General features: G+C 66.0%; 18 protein-coding genes. 5 read left to right on the top strand and 13 right to left on the bottom strand.

The window, feature by feature from the left end; genetic code table 11:
• Nucleotides 1–25: 25 nt before the first annotated feature.
• Entirely contained in the window at nucleotides 26–1096 is a 1071-nt protein-coding gene (locus ARTSIC4J27_RS00920; RefSeq protein WP_050053329.1) for a LacI family DNA-binding transcriptional regulator, read from the bottom strand.
• Nucleotides 1097–1374: 278 nt separating this feature from the next.
• Here ARTSIC4J27_RS00920 and ARTSIC4J27_RS00915 point away from each other — a divergent pair, with 278 nt between their 5' ends.
• Together ARTSIC4J27_RS00915 and ARTSIC4J27_RS00910 are read left to right on the top strand one after the other, a co-directional pair.
• Nucleotides 1375–4878, top strand: a complete 3504-nt coding sequence (locus tag ARTSIC4J27_RS00915; protein ID WP_050053457.1) for a DEAD/DEAH box helicase — start codon at nucleotides 1375–1377, stop codon at nucleotides 4876–4878.
• A gap of 173 nt (nucleotides 4879–5051) precedes the next feature.
• Nucleotides 5052–6065 carry a glycoside hydrolase family protein gene (locus ARTSIC4J27_RS00910; protein ID WP_050053456.1) on the top strand — a complete coding sequence of 338 codons (1014 nt, stop codon included), beginning with the start codon at nucleotides 5052–5054 and terminating at the stop codon, nucleotides 6063–6065.
• A gap of 152 nt (nucleotides 6066–6217) precedes the next feature.
• Here the strand turns inward: ARTSIC4J27_RS00910 and ARTSIC4J27_RS00905 are convergent, their stop codons facing one another.
• Entirely contained in the window at nucleotides 6218–7507 is a 1290-nt protein-coding gene (locus tag ARTSIC4J27_RS00905; protein WP_050053328.1) for an ammonium transporter, read from the bottom strand.
• Nucleotides 7508–7834: 327 nt separating this feature from the next.
• Here ARTSIC4J27_RS00905 and ARTSIC4J27_RS00900 point away from each other — a divergent pair, with 327 nt between their 5' ends.
• Nucleotides 7835–8380, top strand: coding sequence for a dihydrofolate reductase family protein (locus ARTSIC4J27_RS00900; RefSeq protein WP_050053327.1), 546 nt, complete (start codon nucleotides 7835–7837; stop codon nucleotides 8378–8380).
• Between the two features lie 16 nt (nucleotides 8381–8396).
• On the opposite strand, the gene ARTSIC4J27_RS00895 is transcribed toward ARTSIC4J27_RS00900, so the two are convergent.
• From ARTSIC4J27_RS00895 to ARTSIC4J27_RS22870, 9 genes are all read right to left on the bottom strand, one after another.
• A complete protein-coding gene (locus ARTSIC4J27_RS00895; protein WP_083435241.1) occupies nucleotides 8397–9719 on the bottom strand; it encodes an allantoate amidohydrolase in 1323 nt (440 codons plus the stop codon).
• 11 nt (nucleotides 9720–9730) lie between these two features.
• Nucleotides 9731–10918 (bottom strand): FAD-dependent oxidoreductase, encoded by a 1188-nt coding sequence (locus ARTSIC4J27_RS00890; RefSeq protein WP_050053326.1) that lies wholly within the window; start codon nucleotides 10916–10918, stop codon nucleotides 9731–9733.
• On the bottom strand, nucleotides 10918–12312 hold the full coding sequence (locus tag ARTSIC4J27_RS00885; protein ID WP_200900729.1) for an FMN-binding glutamate synthase family protein: 1395 nt from the start codon (nucleotides 12310–12312) through the stop codon (nucleotides 10918–10920). The genes ARTSIC4J27_RS00890 and ARTSIC4J27_RS00885 overlap by 1 nt, the downstream gene beginning before the upstream one ends.
• A gap of 8 nt (nucleotides 12313–12320) precedes the next feature.
• Nucleotides 12321–13043 (bottom strand): GltB/FmdC/FwdC-like GXGXG domain-containing protein, encoded by a 723-nt coding sequence (locus ARTSIC4J27_RS00880; RefSeq protein ID WP_050053325.1) that lies wholly within the window; start codon nucleotides 13041–13043, stop codon nucleotides 12321–12323.
• Nucleotides 13031–13939 (bottom strand): class II glutamine amidotransferase domain-containing protein, encoded by a 909-nt coding sequence (locus ARTSIC4J27_RS00875; RefSeq protein ID WP_050053324.1) that lies wholly within the window; start codon nucleotides 13937–13939, stop codon nucleotides 13031–13033. Before ARTSIC4J27_RS00875 ends, ARTSIC4J27_RS00880 begins: the two co-directional genes overlap by 13 nt.
• A gap of 58 nt (nucleotides 13940–13997) precedes the next feature.
• Nucleotides 13998–15380 carry a type III glutamate--ammonia ligase gene (gene glnT, locus ARTSIC4J27_RS00870; protein ID WP_050053323.1) on the bottom strand — a complete coding sequence of 461 codons (1383 nt, stop codon included), beginning with the start codon at nucleotides 15378–15380 and terminating at the stop codon, nucleotides 13998–14000.
• A 177-nt stretch (nucleotides 15381–15557) separates the two neighbouring features.
• Nucleotides 15558–16145, bottom strand: a complete 588-nt coding sequence (locus ARTSIC4J27_RS00865; RefSeq protein WP_050053322.1) for a helix-turn-helix domain-containing protein — start codon at nucleotides 16143–16145, stop codon at nucleotides 15558–15560.
• A 321-nt stretch (nucleotides 16146–16466) separates the two neighbouring features.
• Nucleotides 16467–16874 (bottom strand): hypothetical protein, encoded by a 408-nt coding sequence (locus ARTSIC4J27_RS22660; RefSeq protein WP_050053321.1) that lies wholly within the window; start codon nucleotides 16872–16874, stop codon nucleotides 16467–16469.
• Nucleotides 16875–16925: 51 nt separating this feature from the next.
• Complete coding sequence (locus ARTSIC4J27_RS22870; protein WP_152683737.1) at nucleotides 16926–17108, bottom strand: hypothetical protein; 183 nt, start codon at nucleotides 17106–17108, stop codon at nucleotides 16926–16928.
• 202 nt (nucleotides 17109–17310) lie between these two features.
• Here ARTSIC4J27_RS22870 and ARTSIC4J27_RS00855 point away from each other — a divergent pair, with 202 nt between their 5' ends.
• Complete coding sequence (locus ARTSIC4J27_RS00855; protein WP_050053320.1) at nucleotides 17311–18021, top strand: NADPH-dependent F420 reductase; 711 nt, start codon at nucleotides 17311–17313, stop codon at nucleotides 18019–18021.
• Complete coding sequence (locus ARTSIC4J27_RS00850; RefSeq protein ID WP_050053319.1) at nucleotides 18018–18947, top strand: LLM class F420-dependent oxidoreductase; 930 nt, start codon at nucleotides 18018–18020, stop codon at nucleotides 18945–18947. The genes ARTSIC4J27_RS00855 and ARTSIC4J27_RS00850 overlap by 4 nt, the downstream gene beginning before the upstream one ends.
• Nucleotides 18948–19992: 1045 nt before the next feature.
• Here the strand turns inward: ARTSIC4J27_RS00850 and ARTSIC4J27_RS00845 are convergent.
• Complete coding sequence (locus tag ARTSIC4J27_RS00845; protein WP_050053318.1) at nucleotides 19993–20559, bottom strand: cupin domain-containing protein; 567 nt, start codon at nucleotides 20557–20559, stop codon at nucleotides 19993–19995.
• A gap of 241 nt (nucleotides 20560–20800) precedes the next feature.
• Entirely contained in the window at nucleotides 20801–21868 is a 1068-nt protein-coding gene (locus ARTSIC4J27_RS21970) for a flavin reductase (RefSeq protein WP_083435240.1), read from the bottom strand.
• Nucleotides 21869–21884: the final 16 nt, after the last annotated feature.

Here is a 21884-nt window from a genome sequence, read left to right as displayed (position 1 = left end):
TGAACGTCAGGCGAAGTTTGCGGGACTAGTGCCTGGCGGCCGGCCCCACTGATCCCCGCTTCACCAGTGTCGCGGCAAATTCCGGGGCGGCGGCCGGTGCCTTCCTTCCCTGGATCTGGCGGATAAGGGCATCAGCTGCGGCAACACCCATCTCGTACACGGGCTGGGCGATGACGGTCAGCGGCGGGGTGGTGAGCCGGGTCCAGGCGAAGTCGTCATACATCAGGAACGAGACGTCGTCCGGGATCGAAAGGCCCAGGTCCTGGATCGCCTCAACCACACTGAGTCCGATGAGCCCGTCCGAGGCTATGATCGCCGTTGCCGGATCAGGCTGCTGCAGCAGTTCCCGGGTGATTTTTTTGATGGATTCCGGGCCGCCGGCGTTGAGCCGGACCAGGTCCTCGGGCTGGGGAAGTCCTGCTTCCTCAAAGGCACGCTTCATGCCGTCCCGCCGGTCGGCGATCTGTGAGGAGTCCAGCGGCAGGCCGGCGAAGTAGGGTTCGTCCATCCGGATGGTGGAAATGAAGGCTATGCGGCGGTGCCCTTCCTGGATCAGATGGGTGGTGGACTCGTATGAGATTCCCTCCATTTCCACTGCCACCGTTTCCACGTCCAGCCCCGGGGCTTTCCGGTCCAGGAGCACCAGAGGGCGCCCCGACTTGTGGACACTTTCCAGGTGTCCGGTATCCACTGACGACGCCGGCGCGATGATCAGCCCGTCCACACGTTTGTCCAGCAGGACCTTGACCGCGTCCACTTCCGCTGCGGTGTCCTCGTCCGTGTTGACCAGGATGACGTTGAAGCCGCTCTTTTTGGCAGTGTCCGTGATCCCCCGGGTCGCCAGGCCGAAGTGCGGGTTTTCGATGTCGCCCACCACCACGCCGATGGTGTTCGACTTCCCGGTGTTCATGCTGCGTGCGAGCTCGTTCGGGCGGTAGTTCAGCTCTTCGGCGGCGGCCAGCACGCGTTCGCGCACGTCGTCGCTGACCGCGCCGTAATTCCCCAGTGCCCGGGCTGCCTGGGCTTTGGATACCTGCGCGGCCTTGGCGACGTCGGCGACCGTGACGTCGCGCCGCCGTGAAGCGTCAGTGCTCATGTCGGCCTTTCTGTGGGGCGTTTGCTGGCCCGGGTGGCTGCGGTTTGTTTGTCCAAGAATGTGAGTCCGGTCTCAATCCTAGGGACTGAGACGGAAGCCAGCAAGAGGTACCGGCGAAGAGTATCCGCGGAGCCGCCCTTTCCGCGTCCAGCCCCTCCTCACCTGCCGTCCGCCCTCGGGGAACCGCGGCACGCGCTCCCCTGCCGGCGAACTAAGATGGATCAGATACCAACCACCGGCCCCGGCCCCGCCGCGGCGTGTTGAAAGTAGCGCGCACCATTCCATCCCACCCGGACGAAAGTACGGCACTGGCAATACAGACCCCCGCCATTAACGACCGTTCCCTTGCGGCCGGACTGGCGTATGCCATGGGCAGCCGTGTCTCTGGCATCTCGTTCGACCCCGCCACAGGCCTCATGCTGGGCAAAGTCCGCGGCGGCGCGGACGTGCCCTATTCCACCACTGCCAAACTGGTCCGCAAGGCCGGCGGCTGGAGCTGCACCGTGGGCGTGTGCAGCTGCCCGGTCCGGAAGGACTGCAAACACGTTGCAGCGCTGCTCTTTGCAGCCGAGGACAACCCGGCCACCCGCGTCCAGCTCCTCTCGCCGGCCACCGCCACCCAGGTCTCGCGTGAGCCGTCCGTGGCCGTTTCAGACTGGGAGAAGGCGCTCAGCCCCCTGATCTCCCAGCCAGGGGCCGCGCCCTCCACCGGCGGCGTCCCGCTGGCACTCCAGTTCGAGGTGGAGGAGCCGGCCCCGCACTTCTCCTACACAGGACGGCGCGATCCGCTCCGCAGCGTCCGCCAGCTCAAGGCCCGTCCCGTGATCATGGGAGCCAAGGGCAAGTGGATCCGCGGCGACGTCTCCTGGAACACCCTGAGCTACCTGAACTTCCGGCGCGAATGCAACGAGGCACACGTGGAGTGGATGCAGGAGTTCCTGGCCGCCCATTCCGCGTCCGCCGGCCGGATGCAGAATTCCACCGGACTGTGGCTGGGCCTGAACACTTACTCAGGAAAGAACCTGTGGAGCCTGCTCACGGATGCCGGGAAGATCGGGCTGGCCCTGGTCCACTCCAAGGGCAGCGAACCGGTGCGGCTCGCGGAGTCCCCCGCCGCCGTCGGCCTTAACCTCGGACGGTATGGCTCCACGGCGAATGGCGACCCCGCGAAGGAAAGCCCGGCGGGTGAACGCGCAGAAGACCATGGCACACCAGCCAAGGACCAGGCGTCCGACGGCGGGCTGGAGCTCGCGCCCACCATCACCGTGGAGGGGGACGACGTTGATCCCGCCGCCGTGGGAACCATCGGCCGGCCAGCACACGGCATCTTCTTCACCTCCTGCGAAGCCTCCCTGCCGGGAGTCCCCGACCCGGACGGAATCATCACGCTCGCACCGCTCGAGGGCGGCCTGAGTGAGGAACTGCTGGCGTTTGTCACCGCCGGAAGCACCCTGCATATCCCCGCCAAGGACGAGACGCGCTTCCTCACCGGCTTCTATCCGAAACTCAAGCAGACTGCCCGGGTCACGGCCCGGGACGAGTCCGTTTCGCTGCCCGCACTGGCCGTCCCCACGCTGTCACTGCTCGCAAACTACGGCGCCGACCACAGGCTCCGGCTGCACTGGGAGTGGCACTACAAAACGGGGAACCTGGTCACCGCCCAGCCGCTGTGGCGGCACCCCGGCGACCACGGTTACCGTGACGACACCGCCGAAGCACGCATCCTCGAGGGCGTCGGCCGGCCGTGGGAAGTGGTGCCTACCCTGGGTGAATCCGCCACCGGCGGCTGGGGCACTCCCCGGCTTGCGGCATCCGTGGAGCTGAAAGGCCTGGACACGCTGGCGTTCACCGAGGAGGTCCTCCCCCGGCTCCGCGAGGCTCCCGACGTCGACGTGGACACGGTGGGCGAGATCGCCGACTACCGCGAGGCCGAGGAAGCGCCCGTGGTTTCCATCTCCACCAAGGCCACCGAGCAGCGCGACTGGTTCGACCTCGGCATCCAGATTTCGCTCGAGGGCCAGCCGGTGTCCTTCGCCGCAGTGTTCTCGGCGCTCGCCGCCGGCCAGACCAAAATGCTGCTGCCCAGCGGCGCATACTTCTCCCTGGACCTGCCCGAGCTCCACCAGCTCCGCGCGCTGATCGAGGAGGCGCGCTCGCTGCAGGACAACAAGGATGCGCCGCTGCAGATCAGCCGCTTCCAGGCCGGCCTGTGGGATGAGCTGGCACAGCTGGGGATCGTGGACGAGCAGGCGGCGGCCTGGCGATCGGCCGTGGGCGGTTTGCTGGAAGGCGGCGTGGAGGGCCTGCCGCTGCCTTCCACCCTCAACGCAGAGCTGCGTCCCTACCAGCTGGAGGGCTTTAACTGGCTCACGTTCCTGTACAAACACAGCCTGGGTGGCATCCTCGCCGACGATATGGGCCTGGGCAAGACCGTGCAGGCGCTCGCGCTGATGTGCGCGGCGAAGGAACTGGCCCTTGGTGCCGCTGCGGAGGCGCCCGTCACCTTGGGTTCCGGCACCCCAGCTTCAGCGCCCGACGCCGGCGCTCCCTTTTTGGTGGTGGCCCCCACCAGTGTGGTGGGCAACTGGGCCCTGGAAGCGGCGCGGTTCGCCCCCGGCTTGAAAGTCCACGCCATCAGCGAGACCTTCGCCAAGAGCAGCCAGGTCCCGGCCGAGGCCCTCGCCGGCGCGGACATCGTGATCACGTCCTACGCGCTGTTCCGGATTGACTACGAGGCCTACGCGTCCAGGACCTGGTCCGGCCTGGTGCTGGACGAGGCCCAGTTCGTGAAGAACCACCAGTCCAAGGCGTACCAGTGCGCCCGGAAACTGCCGGCCACCTTCAAGCTGGCCATCACCGGCACGCCGCTGGAAAACAACCTGATGGAGTTCTGGGCCCTCACCTCCATCGTCGCGCCCGGCCTGTTCTCCAGCCCCAAGCGTTTCGCGGAGTATTACCAGAAGCCGGTAGAGAAAAACGGCGACAAGGGGCAGCTGGACAAGCTCCGCCGTCGGGTCCGTCCGCTGATGATGCGCCGCACCAAGGACCAGGTCATCAAGGACCTGCCGCCGAAGCAGGAGCAGATCCTGGAGGTGGTGCTGAACCCGCGCCACCAGAAGGTGTACCAGACACACCTGCAGCGGGAGCGGCAGAAGATCCTGGGCCTGATCGAGGACGTCAACAAAAACCGGTTCACCATCTTCCAGTCGCTGACCCTGCTGCGGCAGCTCAGCCTGGACGCCTCGCTCGTGGACCCTGCGCTGACGTCGGTCCGTTCCAGCAAACTGGACGTGTTGTTCGAGCAGCTGGAGGACCTGGTGGCGGAGGGGCACCGCGCCCTGATCTTCAGCCAGTTCACCGGGTTCCTCGGTAAGGTCCGCGAGCGGCTGGATGAGGAGAAAATCGAGTACTGCTACCTCGACGGCGGCACCCGCAACCGCGCCGACGTCGTCAGTGAGTTCAAGAACGGCAGCGCCCCGGTGTTCCTGATCTCGCTGAAGGCCGGCGGTTTCGGCCTCAACCTCACCGAAGCCGACTACGTGTTCCTGCTGGATCCCTGGTGGAACCCGGCCTCGGAGGCGCAGGCCGTGGACCGGACGCACCGGATCGGCCAGGCGCGGAACGTTATGGTCTACCGGCTCGTGGCCAAGGACACCATCGAGGAAAAGGTCATGGCGTTGAAGGCCCGGAAGTCGCAGCTCTTCGCCGACGTGATGGAGGGCGACGCCCTGGCCGGCGGCGCCATCACGGCGGAAGACCTGGCCGGGCTGTTCCAGGAGTAGCGCGGCCTGCATTCCGGCATTTTCGAGGCGCACGTTCCATTCCGAGGCGCATATTCCCGGGCGCGGCCCATATCCGCGCAGCGTCAGGGAATCTGCGCAGCGAGGATGCGTTTGCGCGTCGTGAATATGGACATATGCTGGTCTCCACAACAAACTACAACGTTGGAGAAACTGTGCCCCAGCAGCAGGCCACCAAGCAGACCTCCGCGTCCCCGGCCCTTCCGCCCCTGCGCCCGGATGCCTTGGGCACGCCCTACCGCGACCCCGTTTGGGACGGCCCCACCGACCCCATCCTGGTTCCGGACCACCTCACCGGCGAGTGGGTGCTGTTCTACACGCAGCGCCGGGCCACAGCCCCTGGCCTCACGGGCGTGGAGTGGGTGCACGGCACGGCCATCGGCGTGGCACGGTCCTCCGACGGCGGACTCAACTGGACCTACCAAGGCACCGTAGAGGGACTCGTCCCGCCGGACACTGCACTCCCCGCCACACTCTGGGCTCCCGACGTCGTACGGATCGGCGACCGGTGGATAATGTACCTGACGGTGCTCGGCGGGGTGCGGACGGACTGGACCGGGACCGCGTCCATCGTCCAGTTCGCCAGCCAGGACCTGGCCACCTGGGAGTACCTGGGCGCCATCGACCTGGACTCGCCGCGCGTCATCGATGCCGCCGTCGCCCGGTGCGGGGACGGCCGGTACCGGCTCTGGTACAAGGACGAAGCCCGTGGATCGACCACCTACAGCGCGGTCAGCGACACCCCGGAGGATCCGTCGTCCTGGGTTCTTGAAGGACTCACCATCCCGGGCCGTCCACATGAAGGGCCCAAGGTCTTCCGGATGGACGGGACGTTCTGGATGATCGTGGACGAGTGGCGCGGCCAGGGCGTGTACCGTACGGAAGACGGTGCGGGCGGCTGGATCCGGCAGGACCACCTGGGCGGGCTCATCCTCACGGCGCCGGAGTCGGTGGACGGACGGCCCGTCGTCGGACGCCATGCTGACGTGGTTCCGCTTCCCCCGCAGGAGGACGGCACGGAACGGGCGCTGCTGGTCTACTTCACCCACCCGCACTGGGGCGGCGAGGACATCGGCACCATGGCACCTGACCCGAAGACCCGCCTCAGCCACGTCCGGGCGGCGGTGCTCGAGGTGCACGACGGCATCCTGGTCTGCAGCGAGCCGTAACCAGCACCGAGCCTTAACCAGCAACGCCGACAGGCACGACAAAGGGCCAAACCCTGGAACTATAAGCCAGCTGCTGCTGGCACCGGTCCAAGGCCTGGCCCTCCGCCTGACTCGTATCCCGGGCGCCCCCACCCGGAATTCTTTACTGCACGCTAGGCCCGCTGCGGCGAACCAAGCTCCACCGGATCCTCGTCCGTCAGGTAGGCCAGCTCGGAGTGGGCTGCCAGGTCGATGCCGCGCATTTCGTCCTCGGGCTTGATGCGCAGGCCAATCGTCTTGTCCAGGATCTTCGCCAGGATCCAGGTGATGCCGAAGGAGTAGACCAGCACCGTGACGGTTGCCAGGGCCTGGACGCCCAGCAGTTGAACGCCGCCGCCGTAGAAGAGGCCGTTGACGGCGTTGGGGGCTGCGTCGGTGGCGAACAGGCCGATCAGCAGGGTTCCGAGGATGCCGCCAACCAGGTGGACGCCCACCACGTCGAGGGAATCGTCGAAGCCGAGCCGGAACTTGAGCTCAATGGCCAGCGAGCAGACGGCGCCGGCAATCAGGCCGATAGCCACGGCGCCCAGCGGACTGACGGAACCACAGGCCGGGGTGATGGCGACCAGTGCCGAGATCAGGCCGGATGCTGCGCCCATGCTGGTGGCGGCACCGTGCCGGAGCCGTTCCACGAGGGCCCAGGCGAGGAGTCCGGCGGAAGCAGCAACGGCGGTGTTCAGGAAAACCACCGACGCCGACTGGCCGGCGGACAGTGCCGAGCCGGCGTTGAAGCCGAACCAGCCCACCCACAGCAGGCCCGCGCCCACCAGTACCAGCGGGCGGCTGTGCGGTTTGGCGTGTTCCACCTTGGGCCAGCCGGAGCTCTTGCCCAGGACCAATGCCAGGGCCAGGGCCGCAGCGCCGGCGTTCATGTGCACCGCGGTGCCGCCGGCGAAGTCGATTGCCTTGATGCCGCTGGCGATCCAGCCGCCGGTCACGCTGCCGTCAGCGGAGGAGAAGGCGAACACCCAGTGCGCGATGGGGAAGTAGACAATGGTGGCCCAGATGCCGGCAAACAGCATCCACGCGCCGAACTTCATCCGGCCGGCTGCGGCTCCGGCAACCAGTGCCGTGGTAACGCAGGCGAAGAACAGCTGGAACGCGGCAAAGAGGATCACCGGGATGGAGGCCCCCTCATCCGCGGGCAGCAGCTGCGCCATGCCGGGGAACTCGGTGACGTCCCCGATGAGCCCCATGCCCGCTACCGAGTTTCCGAAGGCCATAGAGTAGCCGAAGAGCGCCCACAGGACGGCCACCAGGCTGGCGCCGCCGAAGCACATCATCATCATGTTGAGGATGCGGCGCGACCCCACCATGCCCCCGTAAAACAGGGCCAAAGCGGGGATCATCATACAAACCAGCGCCGAGCTGGCCAGAATCCAAGCGACATTTCCCGAATCCATGGGAAACCCCTTTCGTGATGCGAAGAGAGAACGGTAAATTGCCGTCAGAGCCGCTCCGTCGGGAGGGACGCGGGGTAGGTACCGCGTTCAGCAGAGGATGGCTATTGCCGTCGTGCTCCAACTGTATGGCGGCGATTTTGGGCTAGGTTTCCGGTGTGTTAAATGATGGTTTCAGTCGTTCACACACCAGTTTCAGCAGTCCCAGCACTAGCAGGAGTCAGGCGGGTATCAGTGGTACCGGCGCGGCTGGGGGAAGACCGCTGTAGCCAAACTTGCCGGCCCACGCCTACTGTTTTTCTGGGGGCACTGCAGGGAAAGGAACGACGGATGAGGACCGTGACCTACGGTGCGGCGTGCAGCCTCGATGGCTACATCGCCGGCAGCGGCGGCGCCATCGACTGGCTCCACTTCAGCCATGACGTAGCGGAGGTGATGGCCGAGTACTGGTCAACCGTCGATGCCGTCCTGATGGGCCGGAAGACCTGGGAATTCGCCGCAGCCCAGGGCATGGGCGGGGAGTCCGCAAGCAACGAGGGCACTGGCATTCCAGACGTGGCCACGTACATCTTCTCCCGCACCCTGACGGAACCTCCGCCTGGAGTGAAGCTGGTCCCCGCAGACGCCGTAGGGTTCGTCAGGCAGCTCAAGGAGCAGCCGGGCAAGGGCATCTGCCTGATGGGCGGCGCGGAGCTCGCGTCTCCTTTCTTCGAAGCGGGAATCATCGACCAGATCAGCCTCAACGTGCATCCGGTCCTGTTGGGGTCCGGGGCTCCGTTCTTCCCGCCCCAACCCCGGCGGACCACCCTCGAACTCGAGGAGTCACGCGTCCTCGGCGGAGGCTGCGTGCTCATGAACTACCGGGTCCGGCACTAAGGGCTGCGGCGGGAATTCAGGCGGGATTCAAGCGGGACTGACGACGGCGGCCCTGGCCGACGGCGCGGGCCTCGCCGAGCAGCCCCACGAGGGAGTCCGCCAGTGCCACAGCGCCTTCCTCCGCGTCCCAGTCCTCCACCAGTTCGTCCGGGGAATGTGAGATGCCTGTGGGGTTCCGGACGAACAGCATGGCGGTGGGGATGTGTGCACTCAGCACGCCGGCGTCGTGCCCCGCCCCGGTGTCCAGGACCGGTGCGGCGGGCAGCAGTTCCTTCAGCCGGTCCCGGAGGCCGGCGTCGAAATGCACTGTGGGGCTGAGCGATTCCGTGGTGAGACTGGCTTGGCAGTCCTCCTCCGCGGCGGAGATTTCGGCATTCAGCCGGATGGCCTCGACCAGGGCCGCGGTGACGGAGTCGTCCGGGTGGCGGACGTCGATCCAGAGGTCCACCCGGGAGGCGATGACGTTCGTTCCGCCCGGAACCGGCTGGATCCTGCCTACAGTGGCCCGCGCGTCCCGGTACTTCCTGGCGGTGTCGCGGATACTGACCATGATCTTGGCCGCGGCGATCATCGGATCCTTGCGGCCCGCCATCAGGGTGGTGCCGGCGTGGTTGCCCTGGCCACTGATGCTCAGCTTCCAGCGGCCGTGGCCCAGGATGGAGGAGCCGATGGCCACGGGCTGGTTCAGGTCGACCAGTCCCCGGCCCTGTTCCACGTGCAGTTCCACAAACAGGCCCAGCTGCTGGAGGGCCTTGTAATCGGCGCCGATCAGCCGCGGGTCCTGCCCGTTCGCGGCGGCGACGTCCGCATAGGTGTTCCCGTCCGGGTCCTTCAGGCGGCGGGCCTTGTCCGGGTCCAGTTCACCGGTCAGGAGCCGGGAGCCCAGGCAGGCCACGCCGAACCGGGAGCCCTCCTCCTCCGGGAAGACGGCGATGGCCAGGGGCCTGCGGGGACGGAACCCGCGGGCCTTCAGGAGGTCGACGGCGACCAGCGCCGAGGCGACCCCCAATGGACCGTCGTACGCGCCTCCGCCCGGGACCGAATCGAGGTGGCTGCCCGTCACCACAGCATCCTTCCGCGTGCCGGCGGAGGTGTCCCACCAGGCCCAGATGATGCCGTTGTGGTCGGTATAGACGTCGAGTCCGCGCCGTTCGGCCTGCTCAATGAACCAGGTCCTCAGGTCGGTTTCGGCGCTGGAGAACACCGGCCGCGAGTAACCGCCCCGCGATGCATCCGTGCCGATGGTGGCGATGTCCTGCAGCAGGCTGGTAACCGTGGATGCGCTGGTTCCGGCGGACGGCAGGGCCTCCGCCGTGGGTAGTGTCTGTGGAAGGCTCACTGGTATCCGTTCTAGGTGGTCAAGGCTGTTGGAGACGCCATCCGGAACCGGCCGGGAACGGCCCCTGTGCCGGTGGCCAGGTCCGCGGCCCACAGCCCGATCAGGGGCGCGAACTTGGCGCCGTGCCCTGAACAGGGCGACAGGACGGTCAGGTTCTCCGCGCGGTCGATGACGAAGTCTTCGTTGGGAGTGTTGGTGAACAGGCAGGTGGTTTCGGCGTACGGTTCGGGGTCCAGGCCGGGAAGATAGCGGCGGACGTAGTCCACCACGCGGCGCCGGTTGGCCGGGTCCACTTCGCCGGTCTGCTCAACGGCGGACGGGATCAGCTTCCCGCCGTTGTACTCGGCCACTTTCTGCCCGGCGAAACCGGCGTCCCGTCCGCCGGGAAGGCCGTAGGCCTGGATGTCGGCTGCCTTGTGGATGAACGTGGGCCAGGCCGTGGCCTCCGGGCCCGTGCCGCCTGAAGCAGCACCGCCGTCGTGATCCCTGTATTTGAAGTGGAACGCCTGCTCCTGCCGGACGGTGAACTGCGGCAGCCGGGCCAAAAAACCGGCGGGAAGGGCCAACTGTCCCAGCAGTCCCGGCAGCCAGCCGCCGGCGCTGATCACCACGTTGCCGGCGTCCACCGTTTCACCCGAAGACGAGCGCAGCCGGTAACCGGCGGGCGTCCGCTCCACACTTTGCAGCTCCCAGCCGGTCAGCAGCCGCGCGCCGTGCCCGACGGCGAGGCTGATCATCGCGTTGACGGCGCCTTCCGCGTCGATCACCCCCGCCCCGGGGTGCCAGAGGACCTCGGTATCGAAGGCGATCTGCGGCCAGCGTTTCCGGGCGTCGGCCGGGGACAGGAGTTCATGCTCGATCCCTTCCCCAGCGAGCACCGAGGCCAGCAGCCGGGGATTGCGCTCCGGGCCGTAATCCACGGCACCGAAGGGAGTAATCAGGGAGGTTCCGGACGCTGCAGCCAGCCCGTCCCACAGCGCCTTGGACTCCAGGACGGCCCGGGTATAGAAGGGGTCCGGGTAGGCGTAGCGGAAGATGCGGGCGGAGCCGTGGGAACTGCCGTCGTGGGCGGCCGGGATGCTTCGTTCGAGGAGCGTGACCTGGTGGCCGCGGGCTGCCAGCTGCCAGGCGGTGGCGGCGCCGGCGAGGCCGGCGCCCACCACCACAAAGTCTGACGTGTCAGAAGGGGCTGCAGGCATTAGAAGCTTCCCTGGCCGGGGATCCACGAGGTGCCAGCCAGCGGCACACGGGCCATGGCGGAGGCCTCGATGGTCAGCGCCACCAGGTCCTCGGGTTCGAGGTTGTGCAGGTGCGACTTTCCGCAGGCCCGGGCAATGGTTTGGGCTTCCATGGTGAGGACGCGGAGGTAGTTGGCCAGGCGCTTGCCTGCGGCTACCGGGTCCAGCCGGGAGGCCAGTTCCGGGTCCTGCGTGGTGATTCCTGCCGGGTCACGGCCGTCCTGGAAGTCGTCATAGAAACCGGCGGCGGAGCCCAGCGCCGAGTATTCCGCGGCGTACCGCGGGTCGTTGTCACCGAGGGCGATCAGCGCCGCGGTGCCGATGGCGACGGCGTCAGCCCCGAGGGCCATGGCCTTGGCCACATCCGCCCCGGTCCGGATGCCGCCGGAGACGATGAGCTGGACCTTGCGGTGGACCCCGAGCTCCTGCAGGGCCTGGACGGCCTGCGGGATGGCGGCGAGCGTGGGGATGCCCACGTTCTCGATGAACACCTGCTGCGTGGCGGCGGTTCCGCCCTGCATGCCGTCCACCACCACCACGTCAGCGCCGGACTTCACGGCGAGTGCGGTGTCGTAGTACGGGCGGGAGGCGCCGATCTTGACGTAGATGGGGGTCTTCCAGTCGGTGATTTCGCGGAGCTCACCGATCTTGATTTCCAAATCGTCCGGGCCGGTCCAGTCGGGGTGGCGGCTGGCGGAGCGCTGATCGATGCCCACCGGCAGGGTGCGCATTCCGGCCACGCGTTCAGTGATTTTCTGGCCCAGGAGCATGCCGCCGCCGCCCGGTTTGGCGCCCTGGCCCAGCACGATTTCGATGGCGTCGGCCTTGCGCAGGTCGTCCGGGTTCATGCCGTACCGGGAGGGCAGGTACTGGTACACGAGGTGCTTGGACTGGCCGCGCTCCTCAGGCGTCATGCCGCCGTCGCCCGTGGTGGTGGAGGTGCCCACCTCGGAAGCGCCGCGGCCCAGCGCTTCCTTGGCGTTCGCGGACAAGGCGCCGAAGCTCATGCCGGCGATGGTCACCGGGGTCTGCAGGTGGAGCGGGCGGGTGGCGTGCCGGTCGCCGAGGACGACGTCGGTATCGCACTTTTCGCGGTAGCCCTCCAGCGGGTAGCGGGACATGGAGGCGCCGAGGAAGAGCAGGTCGTCAAAGTGCGGGACCTTGCGCTTGGCGCCCCAGCCTCGGATGTCGTAGACGCCGGTCGCGGCCGCGCGCTGGATGTCGGCGATGGTGGCGCGGTCGAACGTGGCGGACTCGCGCAGGCCGAGCCCGGCCAGGCTCTGTGCAGGAGGGTTTGGTGCGGGAGGGCTCTGCACAGGTGCTTCAGCAGGAAGCGGTACGGAGGTGATGGTCATGGGAGCTCCTAGTACTGCGTCGAGTTGTCGACGTGGAAGTGGTAAAGGTTCCGGGCTGAGCCGTAGCGCTTGAAGTCGGCCGGGTTGTCGGTCCGTCCGGCGGCGGCCAGCAGTTCCGCGAGTTCGGCTAGGTGCTCTTCGCGCAGCGGCTTTTCGACGCAGTCGGCGCCGAGGGAGGCCACCGTGCCCTTGACGTAAAGGCGTGCTTCGTAGATGGAGTCGCCCAGCGCGTCACCGGCGTCGCCGCAGACCACCAGCCGGCCGGCCTGCGCCATAAACGCGGACATGTGGCCGATGTTGCCGCCCACCACGATGTCCACGCCCTTCATGGAGATTCCGCAGCGGGCGCCGGCGTTGCCGTCGATGACCACCAGGCCGCCGTGGCCGGTGGCCGCCGCGGACTGGGAGGCGTCCCCGGTGACGTGGACCCGGCCGGACATGATGTTCTCGGCTAGTCCCACACCGGCATTGCCGTTGATGGTCACATGGCCTTTCTGGTGCATCCCGGCTGCGTAGTAGCCGGCGTGGCCTTCGATGGTCACGTTGATGTCCGCGTCGATGCCGACGGCCAGGCTGTGCTTGCCGCCGGGGTTGGTGACGGTCCAGGCCTGTCCATCCTCAGCGTTGTGGATGGCCTGGTTGAGTTCGCGGACGGTGCTGGCGGCCAGGTCAACTCTGGTTTCCGTCAGCGCGTCAACGGTGGGGGCTTCGGGGGCTGTCAGAGTGACCATGTGTAGACCTTTCCGGGTTCCGGTTCAAAGATGCGGGCGTTGTTGATGCCGGGGAGGCCGGCCAGGGCGCGGTATTCGGAGGCCATGGCCACGTAGTCGTCCGTTTCGGCGATGATGGCGGGCTTGCAGGCAATGGGGTCGCGGACCACGGCCATGCTGTCCGCCGTGGTGACCACGAGAGTGTAGAAGCCGTCCAGGACCTTGCCCAGGTTCACCAGTGCTTCCTCGAGGGTGTCGCCCTGCTTCAGCCGGGAGGCGACGTAGCGGGCGCCCACTTCGGTGTCGTTCTCGGAATCGAACACCACGCCTTCGCGCTTGAGTTCGCGGCGGACGGTGGCGTGGTTGGAGAAGGAGCCGTTGTGGACCAGGCACAGGTCGTCGGCGACCGAGAAGGGGTGGGAGCCGCCTGCGGTGACGGCGGATTCGGTGGCCATCCGGGTGTGGGACAGGCCCTGGCTTCCGGCCATGGCTTCGAGTCCATGCTCGGCGGCGATTTCCATGGGGTGGCCCACGCTCTTCATCACGGCCACGTGCTCGCCGCGTCCAATGATGGTGGCGGCGGGCAGGGTTTCGCTGACTGCTTTCACCAGCAGGTCAGTCCCGACGGCGGCACTCACCAGGGTGGTATCGCCCACCACGCGGGCGGCTGCAGCTGAATCCGCGGGAAGGAGCGCGGCGACGCCCGCGGTGATGGCCGCCGTCGTCATTCCCTGGTCCTTGCCGAGCAGGCTCAGTGTGGATGTCCCGGGGGACACCAGGCCGGGGGTGTTGTAGACGGCGAGGCCGGCGGAGTCCGGTCCGCGGTCCACGATCTGGCAGAGCATCGAGGACAGCAGGCTGCCCATCTGGGGATGCAGCGAGGGGTTGCGCAGCTGCAGCGCGGCGATTCCGCACATGGTGGTCCTTTGCGTGGGTGGGTAGTGGGTCGGATAGGGCGGCGGGATGGACGCCAGGTTAGATGGAGGTCAAATAGGTCCGGATTTCCCAGTCGCTGACCTGGTTGTGCCAGCTGAGGAACTCCTCTTCCTTGGCGTCCGCGTAGTAGCTGCCGATGGCCGGATCACCGCTGAGGCTGGCCAGGATCACGGGATCCTTCCGCAGCGCTTCCACCGCGTGAAGCAGCGTGGCCGGCAGGAGATGCGCGTCGGGTTTGGACTCCCCCGGCCCGGACGGCTGGCCCGGGTCGAGGGACTTCTCCACGCCGTCCAGCCCGGCGGCGATGGCCGTGGCGATGGCGAGGTACGGATTGGCCGAACCGTCGCCGGAACGGAGCTCGATCCGCTTGTTGTCCGGCACCCGGATCATGTGGGTGCGGTCGTTGCCGCCGAAGGATGCCTTTCGCGGCGACCACGTGGCACCGGAAGAGCTGGTGGTGGCGCCGGTCCTTTTGTAGGAGTTCACTGTGGGCGCGAGGAAGGCCTGCAGCGCGGGCGCGTGGTCCAGGATGCCGGCGATGAAGGAGCAGGCGAGGCCGGAAAGCCCAAGGCCGCGGCCGCCGTCGTCCGCTCCCCCGGCGGGGAACAGTGCCTCGGCACCTGACCACAGGGACAGGTGGAAGTGCAGTCCGGTGCCGGTGCGGTCAGTGAAGGGCTTGGGCATAAACGTGGCGGTCATGCCGCGCTGCCCGGCCAGGATGTTCAGGATGTAGCGGAGGGAGACCACCCGGTCAGCGGTGGTGAGGGCGTCCGCGTAGTTGAAGTTCTGCTCGAACTGGCCGGCGGCGTCCTCGTGGTCGTTGGCGTAGTTGCCCCAGCCCAGGCTGTTCATGGCATCGGAGATGGAGGTGAGGTGGTCGTACATGCGGGTGACGCCGCGGGCGTCGTAGCAGGGGCGGGGCGAATCGTCCTTGTCGTCGGCGGTACTCAGCGTCCCGTCGTCGTTCCTTTTCACCAGGAAGTATTCAACCTCCGCCCCCACCTTGGCCTGCATGCCCTTCTCTGCCAGGCGGGCGAGGGTGCTTTTCAGGACCACGCGCGGGGCGTAGGGCCAGGGCTTGCCGTCAACATGCGGGTCGCAGTGGATGATGGCCAGGCCCTCCTTGATGAAGGGCACCGGGGTGAAGGACGCGAGATCGGGAATGGCGATCAGGTCGGAGTCCTGGGGTTTCTGCCCCATCAGGCCCGCGGCGTAGCCGGCGAAACCCATGGCGCCGTTTTCGAGTTCATCGGCGGCTTCCACGGGGACCAGCTTGGCGCAGGGCTTGCCCGTCATGTCCACGAACGTGGCCAGGAGGAAGCGGACGTCGTGCGCCCTGGCGATGTCTGCCAGGGAGCTACGGCCGGCGCTTTGGGCCACTGGTACTTCTGTTGGAACTTCAGGTGTCGCGAGACTAGTCATCGGAACTGTCCTGTTCGCTTGCTGTTACTTGATATGAAACCTTGTTGAACCACAGTAGTCAAAGGTCTGTTTCAAGCGAGCGCAGGAATTGTTAATTCTGGATGTCCCGGGAAGGCCCGGAGCCCGAGGGCGCGCTTCAGCGCATCCCGGCCATTGCTGCCGGGAGCCGTGTTGTCCCTACTTGGCGGCGACGGCCAGGAACCGGATGGGCAGTTCCTGGAGTTCGAGCGGTCCGTGGGGCCCCTCGCCGTCGAGCAGGAGCGAGTCGCCGGGCTCCATGGTGTATTCATATTGGCCGTGGCCGTACACCATCCGGCCGGTGAGCATGTAGATGAATTCCGTGCCGGGATGCTGGAAGAGCGGGAAAACGTCCGACGCGTCCGTCAGCGTCACCAGGGTGGGCTCCAGCGCATCCGTGCGGCCCTTCAAGGTACCCAGCACACGGTATTCATGCCCGTGCTGGGTGCCGCTGCGCACGGTGAGGCTGCCCTCGCCGCTCTTGGTGAAGGTGGCATCCCGGTCCGTGTCCGCGCCACGGAACAGCGCGGTGACCGGGATCTTGAGCCCGTCGGCGAGGCGCTGCAGTGTGGTCAGGGAACACGACGTACTGGCTGTTTCGATCTTGGAGATCATCGCCTTGGACATCCCGGTACGGGCAGCAAGCTCGCCGGAGGACAGGCCCTGGGAGGTGCGGTAGTGCCGCAGCTGGGCGGCGATCACCTGTTCGAGCTTTCCGGCAACCTCTTCCCGGGCATGTTCCGTCATGCAGCCATCATAGGTGGCGCGGTCCAGCGGCCAACTGGTTGCAGCAACCTACCGCCTGCTTTGCCCCGGTTCAGCCGTTCACTGACATGCTCGGTGGATGGACAACCATGCTGGGAAACCCACCGCCGCACGGACCGGCCGGGCGGGCAGCGAAGACCTACGTCACTGGTTGCGCAAGGATAAGGAAATGGCGTGAGCGGCAGTCCGGGACGTCGCTAAGGCCGCAGGAGTGTCCGCGGGAGCCGTCTCCCGGGCCCCGTCAAGCAGCCCGTCCGGCAGCGCAGCGAGCAAGGATAAGGGTCACCGCGGCCATCCGGGAGCTCAACAACCGGCCCCTCGCCTCCGCCCCGCGACCTCCACCGCGACCCGACCACGTGCATCCTGGCCCTCGCCAAGAACCTCAACTCCCCCGTCAACAGCGAAGCTTTCCGGGGCTTCGGTGACACAGCCGGCATCGTCTGGCTGTTTCAGCCGCATTGCGCCGACGCCCGGAGACCCGCCTTCGACGGCACCCGGCACCTCATCGATACGGGCAGCCGGCGTTTGGCGCCCGACGGCGGAATCGGCGGCTACTGCTACGAACAGGTCAAAAGAACCTGCGGAACCTGCGCCTGCGATCACGACGGCGTGGTGCCCGGTCGTACGGATGGCCTTCCCTCCTGCCGGAATTGCTCCGGCATCCAGCTCAACATCGACTGCATCGGATATGGCAAAGAAGACGAACTCCATTCAAGCAACCGATGCTGGTCATGCATCCTTTCGGCTACAGTCACAGGCTTCTCAGGCAGAACGGGGCCTGTCCAGCCCGATGTTCTTCAGCGTCTTGATGCGGTTCTCGCAGCGGCCGCGGGCCCGGTGCCCGGCATCCAGGAAGGGTCCGTGCCAGCACGACACCGTCACAAACGCCCTGGCGTACTTCGCCGTGATCACCACCCGCCTCGAGATCGACAACTCACCTCCCATGCCACGACGGTCGCCGTTTCACGGGCGTTCTAATTTGACGCACTGAGGGTGCTTCGCGCGCACCCCTCGCGAAGTCCCGTCCGCTGTTTGACATCGTATTCACGAATCTTGACATCGTACCCAAGCCCCACTATCGTCTAGTGAGCGGAATCACCACGTTGAGGATCCTGTCAGAGCCGACGAAACCCGAAGGACACACCGAATGTTCCAACCCCTGGGTGCGGGTACGATCGGTTCGACCGTTGCGCGGAAGTTGAGCGCGGCGGGGCACGATGCAATGGTCGCCAATTCGGGGGGGCCGGCGACCATTGACCCGCAGATCCTCGTCTCTGGGGCGCGAGCTGTCGTGGCTGATGAGGTGATGGAGGATGTCGAGGTGCTGGTCAGCTCGATTCCTCTCAATCGCATGGTGGGGGTTGCCCCGTTGTTGCGCCGCATCGCCGGCGACGCGGTGCTGATCGACACATCGAACTACTACCCCGTGCGTGACGGCTGTATCGCCGCCATCGATGACGGACAGGTCGGGAGCGTATGGGTGTCCGAGATGCTTGGACGCCCTGTCGCCAAGACGCGGAACGCTATCGGGTCGGGTTCGTTGGCGGCCAAGGGTACGGAGAAGGCTAGCCCAGCGCGCTTTGCGATCGCGGTGGCTGCCGATCGCGACACCGACCGCGAGGTTGCCAGGGGACTCGTAAATGATACGGGCTTCGACCCCTTCTACTCAGGTTCGATCACCGACTCCTGGGGGCATCAGCCAGGATCGCCTGCCTACAGTACGAACCTGTCGTACCAGGAGATCGAGGTAGCTCTCGCGTTGGCCGATCGGGACCGTATTCCAAACCGTCGCGATCGGCAGGTCGCCGTCGTGACCGAACGAACTGACAATGGCATGACTGAGGAGACGATCGCATGAAGACCGGCATCAAGTTCTACAACACCGACGAGACATATCCTCCACTGGACTTCGCGCGACTCGTCGAGGACAACGGTATCGAGTCGATCTGGTTGCCCGACCACTCGCACGTGCCTGCGCAGTCGCGCGTTCGAGAGGAGGACAAGGTTGCCTACGGCGGCACGGCCAGCGGCGCTCAACAACGAAAGTTCGACACGTCGCCAGTCGCCGGCGGACCACCTCGCGAGTATTACCGCAACTACGATCCGGTGACGACCTTGGCGATGATGGGAGCGGTGACGTCGACCCTCAAGCTGGGGACGGGCATTTGTCTGGTCGTGCAACGAGACCCGATCATCCTGGCGAAGGAGATTGCCACGATCGATCGTCTGACGGAAGGACGGTTCCTTTTCGGGGTCGGCGCAGGCGCCCCGTGGAACATGGCGGAACTTGAAAATCATGGCGTCGATCCGAAGAGGCGGACAGGCCTCATGCTCGAGCGTCTCGAGGCGATGAAGCAGATCTGGGTCAACGAGCAGGCTGAATATCACGGGAAGCAGGTCGACTTCGATCCGATCTATCAGTGGCCGAAGCCCGTTCAGCAGCCTCATCCGCCGATCTTGATGGGCGGCATGGGTCCGACCGTTCTTGACCGGGCGCTCAGTCACGCGGACGGTTGGATTCCCGGGCACTCGGATGACACGTTCGACGGCCTCGGCGACCGCGTCACCGAACTGCGCGAGCGTGCGGCAGCCGTAGGCAAGACCATGGAGATCACACTAAACCTAGGCCGCCTGGACTACCTCGATCGATACGTCGAGATGGGCCTCGACCGCGTGGTCTACATGGTGTCGGCGGCGGCGAGCGAGAGCGAGACCCGCACGTTCGTGCGCGAGCTGGGCAAGGTCGCCGAAGAGGTCAAGGGCGCGGTGTCGCCGCAGTCATAGGTATCTTCGGCTCGCTATGTCAGGACGCGCTTTCTCCGCATTAATGGACGTGTTTTGAGAAGTCGGCCTTAGTGGCGAGTGGGCTCATCCCCGTGGCCATCATTTACAAATCAGCGGATCTGCGCGTCTCTTCGGCTTCATCGGGGAGAACCGGACACGACGGTCCCTTGCGCACCGTCGTGTCCAGCGGGTCGGGTCGTGAATCCGGGCGACGGTTGTTGCCGATTCAAATGGATCACCGCCGTGGCTCCGGACGCCTGGCTTAGTGAAGTCCGTCGAAAGTTCATCGGCGGACTCTGGGACGACCTCCGCAGAGTCCTGGAGATCGAGAGGAAGCGTCACGGCCCGATGTCCCAGAGGCACCGAACGCGTCAGCCCCGCATCACGCGAGGTGCTCCGCCGGCGCCACGACGTGGTTGAATTTCCTTCGGCACAGCATCCCGATGAGCCCCCCAAGGGACTGACGTCATCACGCGCATGTGCGTGATGATCGCTCTTGGAGCTTGTGAGCCCTTCCGCCGGACCCTCAGGGCCCGTCGGTATGACCTCGGCTAACTCGAGGCGGCCCGCTGGCACGACGGCGCTATGGTTTTCGGACATGAGAAGGCGTAAGGTCTGTCGCCTCATGTCGGACGGTCCAGTCGAGGACGTGGCCGACGTTCCTGGAGTGCCGTCGGGCCTGGGGTTCGCTCCGAATGGGTCACCGATGGTCGGCTCTCTCGTCGACGACGTCTGCTGCAGCTCGGATCGAACGGGCAGGAAGAACTGGCCGACCTCTCGTCTGTGGCTTACCACCCCAACGACACGCGGTGGATCGAGAAGGCCGTGCCTACACCGGTCCTCAAGGCTATAGACCGTGATCCTGACGCCGTACACCGCCCCGGATGCATCTGCTCGCGAACCCCTTTACACCGCATCGCCACCAACGTGGCGATGCGGCGTTCAGATGGCCGGGACCAGCTGAGTAAGAACGCTGGGATAGGGTCGCCTGCTCGCGCAGCCCGACGCGAGACGACGCATCCGTGACGATGAGTCGTCTCGCGCCTTACGGTGCGGGCGTCGCCTCGCGATGCGCTCCGACAAGAACGGACACCAGCACCGCAGGCTCCGTGCCGAGATTTCGCCAGGCGTGGTTGGTGCCTCGCTGCACCAAGCAGGTCCCGGGCGTCAGCGTCTCGCGCCGACCCTCGTCCAGCTCCAGCACCAGCTCTCCCTTGATGACACACAGGTAGTCGATCGAAGCCGTCGCATGGAAGGCCGCGTCGCCAGTCTCTGGATCGACCTCGTGCGAGTTCGCGATGCCGAGATGGTCGCCAGAGGCCGTCGTGCTTTCCGACCGATCGGTTGCCCAGGAATCAGGTGGGATCGAGAAGACCGCGAACCGGGTCCCTCCGGGACCTGGGAAGCCGGGAGATAGGACGGGAACAGCCGGGTCGAGCAGGCTGGCATCTCCATCGGGCGTGCCCCAGATCTGCCACATGGTCCCCGTGCGTTCCTTGGTCTCCGTCAGCGGTGTCCGCACGTGGATCGGCTCGACCGTGTCGACGGATCGAAAGGTCGAGACCCCGGCCTCATCCACCTCGGTGATGACGGCTCTGAATGATTCGAACACCTGTGTTTCCTCCAGGAAGTAGTAGGTAGATCATCGTCACGTGACACCGTTCGTGTCGCGGACTATTGGTCCGTGATAATGGCTGCCCGCGAACCGCGGTGACGAACGGTCCGGGCAGGCAAGCGAGGTGGCCGACCGATTGCGCTGCCCGCAGGTCCCGCAGTGGGCCGGCCACGCTGGTCACTTCAGGGTGTATTGGAAAAGGAAGTTCTCGTTCATTTCCTCCGTTGTACCCTGCGGCCTAGGGCGTCTGTCGAAGGTCTGATGGGCGGACAACGTTGAGGGCGAAGGTGGTGAATGCGTCCTCGACTTCGGGGCGGCTCAGGCGGCCTCCGTCTCGGAACCATCGGGCGATTGAGAACAGGGAGTCGCAGATGAACTGCTGCGCCATTCTTGGATCGGCGTCGTAGAACGCTCCGCTGCTTTTGCCGTGGTGGATTACTGCTGTCCATCGGTTACGGAAGTCTTCTTCGAGGCCTTTTAGCTGCTTTGAGGCGCCGAGCGTGAGGCTTGCTCGTTCGCTTTGAAACATGATGGCAGCGGCGGCGTACTCGCGCAGGGTGTCCAGTGACACTCTTACCAGTGCCTCGAGTTGTGCTTCGGGAGTTTGCGCGGCATCGACCCGTTCGTCGAAGCGTTTGAGCAGAACTTCAAGGAACCCGACCAGCAACCGCTCTATGACCTGCTCGCGGGTCTCGGCCCAGGCACGTGCCTCGAAGGCGTTCAGGCCCAGCAGTTCGGCGACTTCTTCGGCGAGTTTGGCTGAGGAGTCATCCGTTGCGGTTGCGCCCGCACCGTTTCCTGGCGTGGGGTCGGGCAGGTGCACTTGCCCGAAGCGGCCGCGCAGGAACGTCATTGGCAGCTCGTCGGACTCAACGTTGAGGTCAATTACTCTGCCGACCACGATCTCGTGATCGCCTGAGTCGAAGACCTGCTCGATCGTGCAGTCCACCCATGCGGTCACGCCGCTCAGAATGGGGGATCCGGTTGGGGCCGGCCGCCAGTCAGCGCCCTCGAATTTCTTCCCGTCGCGGGCGGAGAACTGACGGCTCAGTTCTCCTTGGCTGGCACCTAAGACGTTCACGCAAAACGATCCCGATGATTGGATCTTTGGCCAGCTCGTTGATGACTTTGCGGGCATGAACGAGACCAGGGGCGGGTCCAGGCTCAGAGAGTTGAAGGTGCCCACAACCATGCCCACGGGCCCGCTGCCGGGCACGTCGGCGGTAACGATGGATACCCCGGTGGGATAGTGACCGAGGACGTTCCTAAAGAGATCTCCGGCGATTGCCGGCGCTTCGTTTCCCATGGGATACCTTTCGTCG

Source organism: Pseudarthrobacter siccitolerans (genome assembly GCF_001046895.1).
In the GTDB taxonomy this organism is placed as follows: domain Bacteria; phylum Actinomycetota; class Actinomycetes; order Actinomycetales; family Micrococcaceae; genus Arthrobacter; species Arthrobacter siccitolerans.
This window is presented reverse-complemented; position numbering and strand designations above follow the sequence as displayed.